The sequence below is a fragment of the Gordonia sp. NPDC003425 genome, assembly GCF_053588635.1.
In genome coordinates, this window is the sequence record NZ_JBSFQI010000032.1 from 1 (window position 1) to 8,019 (window position 8,019).

General features: G+C 64.1%; 7 protein-coding genes and 2 pseudogenes. 4 read left to right on the forward strand and 5 right to left on the reverse strand.

The genetic code is table 11. The annotated features are described in order from the left end of the window. Positions 1-370 (reverse strand): thiolase family protein (locus ACWDTD_RS20330; protein ID WP_449748930.1); only part of this gene is annotated, 370 nt, incomplete at its 3' end. A gap of 61 nt (positions 371-431) precedes the next feature. Beyond that, positions 432-1,961: a class I adenylate-forming enzyme family protein gene (locus ACWDTD_RS20335; RefSeq protein WP_449748931.1), complete on the reverse strand. Its 1,530-nt coding sequence runs from the start codon at positions 1,959-1,961 to the stop codon at positions 432-434. Positions 1,962-2,127: 166 nt separating this feature from the next. Here ACWDTD_RS20335 and ACWDTD_RS20340 point away from each other — a divergent pair, with 166 nt between their 5' ends. The 3 genes and pseudogenes from ACWDTD_RS20340 to ACWDTD_RS20350 all read left to right on the forward strand — a co-directional run bounded on the left by ACWDTD_RS20340 (position 2,128) and on the right by ACWDTD_RS20350 (position 4,331). Further along, positions 2,128-3,288, forward strand: a complete 1,161-nt coding sequence (locus tag ACWDTD_RS20340) for an acyl-CoA dehydrogenase family protein (RefSeq protein WP_449748932.1) — start codon at positions 2,128-2,130, stop codon at positions 3,286-3,288. A 5-nt stretch (positions 3,289-3,293) separates the two neighbouring features. After that, positions 3,294-3,530, forward strand: a pseudogene (locus ACWDTD_RS20345) (acyl-CoA dehydrogenase family protein); the annotation flags it as partial. A gap of 18 nt (positions 3,531-3,548) precedes the next feature. Further along, complete coding sequence (locus ACWDTD_RS20350) at positions 3,549-4,331, forward strand: acyl-CoA dehydrogenase family protein (protein WP_449748935.1); 783 nt, start codon at positions 3,549-3,551, stop codon at positions 4,329-4,331. 51 nt (positions 4,332-4,382) lie between these two features. Here ACWDTD_RS20350 and ACWDTD_RS20355 read toward each other — a convergent pair whose 3' ends face one another. Beyond that, positions 4,383-5,078: a FadR/GntR family transcriptional regulator gene (locus ACWDTD_RS20355; protein WP_449748936.1), complete on the reverse strand. Its 696-nt coding sequence runs from the start codon at positions 5,076-5,078 to the stop codon at positions 4,383-4,385. A 202-nt stretch (positions 5,079-5,280) separates the two neighbouring features. Between ACWDTD_RS20355 and ACWDTD_RS20360 the strand changes: the two genes are divergently transcribed. Further along, positions 5,281-6,429 carry an acyl-CoA dehydrogenase family protein gene (locus tag ACWDTD_RS20360; RefSeq protein WP_449748933.1) on the forward strand — a complete coding sequence of 383 codons (1,149 nt, stop codon included), beginning with the start codon at positions 5,281-5,283 and terminating at the stop codon, positions 6,427-6,429. An 82-nt stretch (positions 6,430-6,511) separates the two neighbouring features. On the opposite strand, the gene ACWDTD_RS20365 is transcribed toward ACWDTD_RS20360, so the two are convergent. After that, positions 6,512-7,312 (reverse strand): enoyl-CoA hydratase/isomerase family protein, encoded by an 801-nt coding sequence (locus ACWDTD_RS20365; protein WP_449748934.1) that lies wholly within the window; start codon positions 7,310-7,312, stop codon positions 6,512-6,514. Further along, a pseudogene (locus ACWDTD_RS20370) lies at positions 7,309-8,019 on the reverse strand (hypothetical protein); the annotation flags it as partial. The gene ACWDTD_RS20365 and the pseudogene ACWDTD_RS20370, both read right to left, overlap by 4 nt.

An 8,019-nucleotide genomic window follows, 5' to 3' on the forward strand; every position in this document is an offset into this window, starting at 1 on the left:
GCACCGACGACATCATCTCGACCCCGCCGGCGACCACCGCATCGGCATAGCCCGCGATCACGGTGGCCGCAGCGGTGGAGATCGCCTGCTGCGACGAACCGCACTGCCGGTCGACGGTGAAGCCCGGAATCGTCTCGGGCCACCCCGCCCCGAGCACGGCCATGCGTCCGACGTTCCCCGACTGCATCCCGACACTGATGACGTTGCCCCAGTGGACGTCGTCGATCAATCCCGGGTCGATGCCGGACCGGTCTGCGAGCGCCCGAAGCACCTGCGCCGACGCGTCGACCGCGTGCACGTGAGACAGACCGCCTCCGCGTTTGCCGATCGGTGTACGCGCTGTTGCAACTATTACTGCGTCCCTCGTCATGTGAGCTCCATTCGCCTGCCATATAGATAAATCAGTTAACTATAAACGCAGGGATCGACCCTCAGTCAACGCGCGGGAATCGCTCTGCGAGCACGATCTTCCTGACCTTGCCGGTATTCGTGCGCGGAAAGTCGTCGACGATGTGCCAGTACACCGGGCGGTGGGAACGTGGCAGGTTCTCGCCAGACCACGCGTCGAGCTTCTCGGCATCCACGTCATGGCTGGCGTCGAGCCTCACCGCCGCAACCGGGACCTCGCCGAGCCGTTCGTCGCGAACTCCGAACACCGCCGCTTCCACAACGCCGGGCATCGCCGTGATCACACTCTCCACGTGCGCCGGGTAGATGTTCTCGCCTCCCCGGATGATCACTTCGCGTTTGCGTGCCCTGAAGTGCAGGAGTCCTGCCGCGTCGAGAACGCATACGTCACCGGTGGCCATCCATCCGTCGGCGTCGACGGGGGAATGGACCGAACCATCTGCCAGCAGATAGCCGCGCATGATCAGGGGTCCACGAACATACAGCTCACCTTCCTCGCCGACCGACACCGCTGCGCCGTGCTGGTCACGAATGACATAGTCGCGACCACCGAGTGGCCTGCCCAGGGTCCTGGTGCGAGCGGTCGTCGAGTCGCTCAGACCGCTCAAGGCCATACACGGCGCCTCACTCTGGCCGTATCCGACGAGAAAGCGGATTCCGGCGCGCTCCTCGATCTCGTCGATGACGCCCGGGTCGACCGCGGTGGCCCCGCCGACAACGGAGACCACTGACGTGAAGTCGTCGGGATCGACGTCATCTCGGTCGAGCATGTCGATGATCATCGTGGGCACGAGTCCCACCACGGTCGGGTGCAACCGCCTGATCACTTCCAGCGCCTCGTCGGGCGCGAACTTCTCGACGACGAGATACGTGCCGCCCACCGCGACGGCGGCCAGTACGCCCGCCACGGACCCGCCCACATGGTCGAGCGGAAGGGGGTTGAACAACACTCCGCCCTCGCCAGCTCCCGCCCCCAACGCATACATGTGCGCTGCGCCGAGAGCTGCGTGATGCGACAAGACCGCAGCCTTGGGTGTCCCCGTCGTGCCGGAGGTGAACTGAACGAGCAGTGGCGAGTCGGGACTGACATCGATGGACTCGTGAGCGGGCCGCTGCGGCACATCGGCGACCGCACATGCCCTCACGCGCCCCTGCGTATCGAAATCTCCCTGCGTGTCGAGTTCGCTGTCGCATATGACGAGGTCGAGTCCGATCAGTTCGGCGCGCGAGGCGATCATTGCCGGGGTGTAGCCCGCAGACAGCGGGACCGCCGTCAAACCACTCAACGCGCATGCGAGATACGTTGTGATCCACTCCACCCGATCCGCGTGGTGTATTCCGACCAGCCCACCGGCAGGTGCCAGCGAGCGGATGCCGTCGCCGCGGCGTGTTGCGCGCTCGACGACGTCATGCCACGAGAGTCCGTCCTCGCCGTCAGGGGTCAGCCACTTGAGCAGCGGCCGATCCGGGTGTTCGACGGCGCCTGCGCGAAGTCGCCGGGCAACGGAGATGATCGGCGGCCCTGCGTCTGCGAGATGGATCGCGGCTGTCATGGCGCCATCGGGCGATGATCTGTCCGCGTGGGTTGGTGCGTTGAGATCGGGCATGTCGGGGTACCTGTCGTTGCGGATCGACGCCTAGCCTATTAGGTATATGATTTAATTGAATGGCTGATTTCGGGTCGCCCGACAGAGTACTGCACGAGAGGACATCGCAGGCGTGATTGGTTTGGTTCCCGACGTCGAGCCGCTCCCGGCAGAGACCGACGATCTACGACAGACGGTGCGGGACTTCCTCGTTGCCGATCGCGCGGAGTACGGCTGGGAGCCCCGGGTGGACGCCTGGATCTCGTCGTGGGATCCCGCGTTCAGCAGCAGGCTGGCCGAGCGTGGCTGGGTGGGTATGACGATTCCGCGCGAGTACGGCGGCGCGGGACTGACGCACATCGAGCGCTTCGTCGTCACCGAAGAGGTCCTGGCCGCAGGCGCGCCGGTGGCGGCGCATTGGGTTGCCGACCGCCAGGTCGCTCCTGCCCTTCTCACACACGGGTCACCCGCACAGCGCGATGAGTACCTTCCGCGAATTGCATCGGGCCGGTGCTTCTTCGCGATCGGCATGAGTGAACCTGAATCGGGTTCAGATCTTGCGAGTGTCCGAACACGAGGTATCAGGACCGACGGCGGCTGGCTGGTGAGCGGCACGAAGGTGTGGACTTCTGGCGCGCACCACAGCGAGGCGTTCTTTGTGCTGGCCCGAACCGACGAATTGGACCCGGCGCACCGGCATGCGGGTCTCAGCCAGTTCCTCGTTCCGCTCGATTCACCGGGAATCGAGATCAGACCGATCCGACTGTTGACCGGTCAGCACCATTTCAACGAGGTCGTCCTCCAGGACGTGTTCGTTCCCGACGAGATGGTGGTCGGCCAGATCGGTGCCGGATGGCAGCAGGTCACGTCCGAACTCGGTTTCGAACGCAGTGGCCCCGAGCGAATCCTGTCATCGCATCCGCTCCTCGAGGAGTACGTGGACACTGCACGACACCGTCCCCCGGACGCCCATCGCGACGTTGCCGTGGGCGCGATGGTGGCAGATCTGATGACGCTACGCGGGCTTTCTGCTTCGATCGCACTCGCGCTGCGATCGGGGTTACCCGCCGATCTGTCCGCAGCCGTGGTCAAGGACCTGGGGACCGCGTACGAACAACGGGTCGTCACCACATGCGCCGACCTCTCCGCCGACGATCGTTCGGTCGATGAATCTTTCCCGGGTCTGAGCCGACTGGAAGCCGAAGGTCTGCTCCATGCGCCGGGATTCACGCTCCGTGGCGGCACAACGGAAATCCTTCGCGGTGTGATCGCACGGGGGTTGGGACTGAGATGACTTCTATGACAACGTCGTTGACGAAGGAAGAGAGCGCAGCGCTCCGTGAGCTCGCCGACGAACTCTTCGCATCCATCACGGCCCCCCACCTCAACATCCAGTCGCTGACCCTTCCGTTCGACTCGACGCAGTGGGAGCTGACCGCCCAGGCAGGGCTGACGTTACTGACAACCCCGGAAGACGCCGGCGGGAGCGGCGCGAGTCTCGCGGAGGCCGCGATCGTCGTCGAGGAGTCCGGATACCACGCGCTACCCGGGCCATTGGCAGACAACGACGTCCTCGCCGCGTGGGTGCTCCGTGAGATCGGTGTGCAGATTGACGCCGGCCCCATGGCGGTTGCCTCGGCGACGCAGTTGAGTGGCGCCACGCTCTCGATCGATGCGGTTCCGTGGGCCGACAGCGTCGACAGACTTCTCATCGTCGGACCCGACGCGGTCGCAGTGATACCACGCGGCGCCGTGGAGACGACGCCTGTTCACGAATTGGCGGGCGAGGGACGTAAACATGTGACGGTCACCCTTTCCGACGCGACCATCGTCCCGACCGCTGATGACATGCGACCGGAGTTTCGCATGAGAGGCGCGCTGGTACGTTCGTGGCAGATCTGCGGTGCAACCAGGCGATGCCTTGACCTTGCCATCGCGCATGTTGCAGACCGGGTGCAGTTCGGGCGTCCGCTGGCCAAATTCCAAGCCGTCCAGTTGCTTCTCGCGCAGTCGGCGGGAGCCGTCACCATGGCCTCGACTGCAGCGGCCATGGCGACGACCCACGCGGACAGTGACGGCTTCGACTGTCCGGCAACACAAATGTCGGTCGCGGCGGCAAAGATCCAGGCCTGCCGAACCGCCGAAACGGTGAGCAGGGCGACGCACCAAGCGCACGGGGCGATCGGCTTCACGCTCGACCATCAGCTTCGTCATTTCAGCGGGCGCGCCTTGGCGTGGAGTCGCGACTTCGGTACAGCGCGTGCATGGGAGCAGACCCTCGGGCACATCGTGATGAGCTCACCGGACCCGCTGTGGAGCCAGATCACCAGGCTGTGAGCATCGGCCGGGCCTTCATCGAGCGGATTGCTCCTCGGAGGCGCCCTGACCTCAGGTGAGAACCTCCACGAGCGTTGCATCGGAGTCCCCCACCATGAAGCGCTCCACCGCGTCGAGGTGGCGCCGCCAGTGCGCCTCGGCCGCTTCGACATCGTTGCCGCGTAGCAGTGCCACCAGCTTCGCGTAGGCCTTCTGTGCCGCCTTGTTGGCCTGTTGCTCATAGCCCCGCGGGTGTGCCGCGATGAATATCGCGTTGTGCGCAGCGAGGATGCGATACAGCATGTCCGACAGCATCGCCAGCGTCGCATTGCCACAGTTGTCCACGACCGTGCGGTGGAATGCCACATCCAGCTCCGCGAACGCTTCCTCGTTGTCTACGAGCGCTTCGCCCTCTGCCGCCAGCGCCTCGAGCGGAGCCACCGCGCTCTTGCGGGGACGCGGCCCGTACAGACCGATGGCGGCAACCTCCAGTTCGGTTCGCGCCTGATAGACGTCGCGCAGCGGCGTGCCGTGGTACTGCAGAAGCAGACCCGTGTAGCGAGCAGCAACCGCTCCGTCCGGTTCCAGTACACGGGCGCCACCGCGAGCGCCACGTAACACTGTGATGATCGCCTCGGATTCCAGGATTCGGAACGCCTCACGTAGCGTGGGACGCGACACGCCGAATTCCTCCATGAGCTCGGATTCGCTCGGAAGCGGGTCGCCGGCCTTGAGTTCACCCTGCACGATTCGACGGCGGAGGTCCATGGCCACGAGTTCGCCCGCCTTGGGCACTTTGACTATCGACGACCGGACGCCTGACACCACGTCGCACCTCCCACCGGTTTGATCACATGGAGAATCGATTATCGCACACACTTCCTGCTTCTCACTCAATCATATAGTCTATTTAACTGATTGAGGTCGACGCAGCGGCGGCCTGGAAGTACCGACCAATGGAGTGAGTGCCATGCGACGCAGAATATTCGAGCCCGAGCACGAAGACTTCCGGGCGACGGCCCGATCGTTCTTCGAGACCGAATGCGTCCCGCACGCGCAAGAATGGGAAGAGCGCGGGTACGCGGACAGGTCCGCGTGGCTCGCGGCGGGGAAGCTGGGACTGATCGGGTGGGAGATGCCCGAGGAGTACGGCGGCGCGGATATCAAGGACTTTCGGTTCAACGCGATTCTCAACGAGGAGTACCACGCCACCGGAGCCGTCGGCATCGGACTCGGGGTCCAGAACGACATCTTGTCGAGCTACTTCCGCGACCTGACGACCGACGAGCAGAAGGCACGTTGGCTCCCGAAGTATGTTTCCGGCGAATACATCACAGCGATTGCGATGTCGGAGCCCGGTGCAGGATCAGATCTGGCGAATGTGAAGACCTCGGCTCGCCTCGACGGGGATCACTACGTGGTCAACGGTGCCAAGACCTTCATCTCCAATGGCCTTCTCGCCGACCTCGTCGTCGTGGTCTGCCGGACCAATCCGGATGCACCCAAACCGCATCAGGGCATCAGCCTTCTCGTGGTGGAGACCGGGATGGATGGTTTCGAACGCGGTCGAAAGCTCGACAAGATCGGTCAGCGGTCTGCCGACACGGCCGAGCTCTTCTTCGACAATGTCCGGGTGCCGAAGGAGAACCTGATCGGCGAAGAGAATCGCGGCTTCTATCACCTGATGCGAAATCTGCCGGCCGAGCGTCTCGGCATCGCGATCCATGCCGCGGCCCAAGGTCGCCGCGCAGTGGATCTGGCGACGTCGTATGCACATGAGCGCAAGGCCTTCGGCCAGGAGATCGGCTCGTTCCAGGTCAATCGTCATGCGCTCGCGCAGATGCGCGTCGAAGTCGATGTCATGCAGATCTACGTCGACGAGTGCATTGCCGCAGTCAACGCCGGAGAACTCACCGCCGAGGAAGCGGCGGGCGCGAAGTGGTGGGCCACCGAGACGCAGTGGCGCATCGTCGATCGCTGCCTGCAACTGCACGGTGGCTACGGGTACATGAATGAGTACGAGATCGCCCGACTATGGCGCGATGCGCGTGTCCAGCGCATCTACGGGGGGACGAACGAGATCATGCTCGATCTGATCGGCAGGAAACTCGGCTTCTGACAGCGCCGAAACGGCCGGAGACATGCACTCGTGGGCATGTCTCCGGCTCGGGATCTGGTTCACCATCACCACCCGGCGCCGGTCACGAGGAGCCGCGGGCGGCACTCGATGAACGGGCGACAAGATCTTCGACCCGGGAGGCGTGCTCGGTCGAGGTCAGACTCTGTCGTTCGGTCGCCAGAGCGAGTTCCAAGCACTGTCCCATGGCCTGCGCCGCGGGGTTGTTGAGGATTCGTCGCGTATCACGCAGGGCGCGCTGTGGTAATTCGGCGAGGCGCTCTGCGATCTCAAGCGCCGTATCGAGGACAGCATCGCGCGGCACGACGCGGTTGACCAGGCCGGCCTCCAGAGCTGTCTGAGCCGAAATCCGCTGTCCCAGAAGGACGTACTCCTTGGCTCGCGCCAATCCTGCACTGAGTGACCAGAGAAACGCCGCCCCATCGCCGGGTACCAATCCCACGGTCAGGTGCGGATCGGCAAGAAACGCCGACTCCGCCATGACCGAGAGGTCGCACAGCGCAACCAGACTGGCACCCAATCCGACTGCCGGCCCGTTGACGGCTGCGACGATGGGCTGTGGCAGCCCGATCATTCCGGTGACGGTCCTGCGGGCCTCATCGAATACTTCGTCCTGCACTCGTGGATCGCGCTGGGTCTCGACCATTCGCGGCAGATTTCCACCAGCGCTGAACGCTCTGCCGGCACCCGTCAATACGACGACGTGAGTGTCAGATCGCTCGGCCGTCTCCGCCCAGACCTCCGCGAGGCGACGATGTAGCACGGCGTCAGCCGCGTTCATCTCCTCGGGCCGGTTCATGGTGAGGATTCGAACGGGGCCTCTGTCCTCGATCAGCAGTACTTCATCGGTCGGCACCGCGGTCACCCGCGCCATCTGTCGGTGGGCGACAAGCCGTGTCCGGGAGCGATCTCACCCCAGGCAAACCACACGTCGGGCTCGCGTTCGTCGCCCTTACGTCTCCACCTGCCCTCGTTCTGAGGTGTCGGCAACCGCTTTGCGGCGTTGAGGAAGTCAGGCATCTTGCCTTTGGGGTCCGGAAGGAACTCCCATTCGACGCCGTCGATGAAAAGGCTGATGGCATCTGGAAAGTTCTGGTCCGAGCCGGGGGTCACCGAGCCGGTGATGTTCTGAGTGGCAGTCACCTCTTGACTGTCGTTGGTGAATATCGCGAATCCCCCGTGGTCGTTGGCGAGCATGAAGTGACCCGCCTCGAACGAGCCGTCGGTGTACCGCGTGGCCCACGTGTACCACGAATTGTGCAGTTGTTCGCCGACCAGGATGTCTTTTCGGACATACAGCATCCCGCCCTCGGGCATGTACGTGCGATCCAACCCGATCATGCCTCGGACCGGACGCCCCTGATAGTTCCCCGATACCTGGAACAGTTGGGACACGTAGTAGGTGCCCAGGTCGACACCGGCCTTGTACCACTGCAGCCCGGGCGGCAGCAGCTCACCGGTGAGCTCGAACAGCCCCTGTCGACGGCCATGAAAAACTGCCCGTGTGCGGCCATGAAAGTGCCCGCTGACGGCCAATAAGGACTGCCCGCTGGCGGTCAGGTAGGTGCCCGT

Excerpts from the sequence above, each read along its gene's own strand:
- ACWDTD_RS20360 (WP_449748933.1), top strand. The coding sequence starts at position 5,281 with ATGCGACGCAGAATATTCGAGCCCGAGCACGAAGACTTCCGGGCGACG.
- ACWDTD_RS20355 (WP_449748936.1), bottom strand. The coding sequence starts at position 5,078 with ATGGACCTCCGCCGTCGAATCGTGCAGGGTGAACTCAAGGCCGGCGAC.
- ACWDTD_RS20335 (WP_449748931.1), bottom strand. The coding sequence starts at position 1,961 with ATGACAGCCGCGATCCATCTCGCAGACGCAGGGCCGCCGATCATCTCC.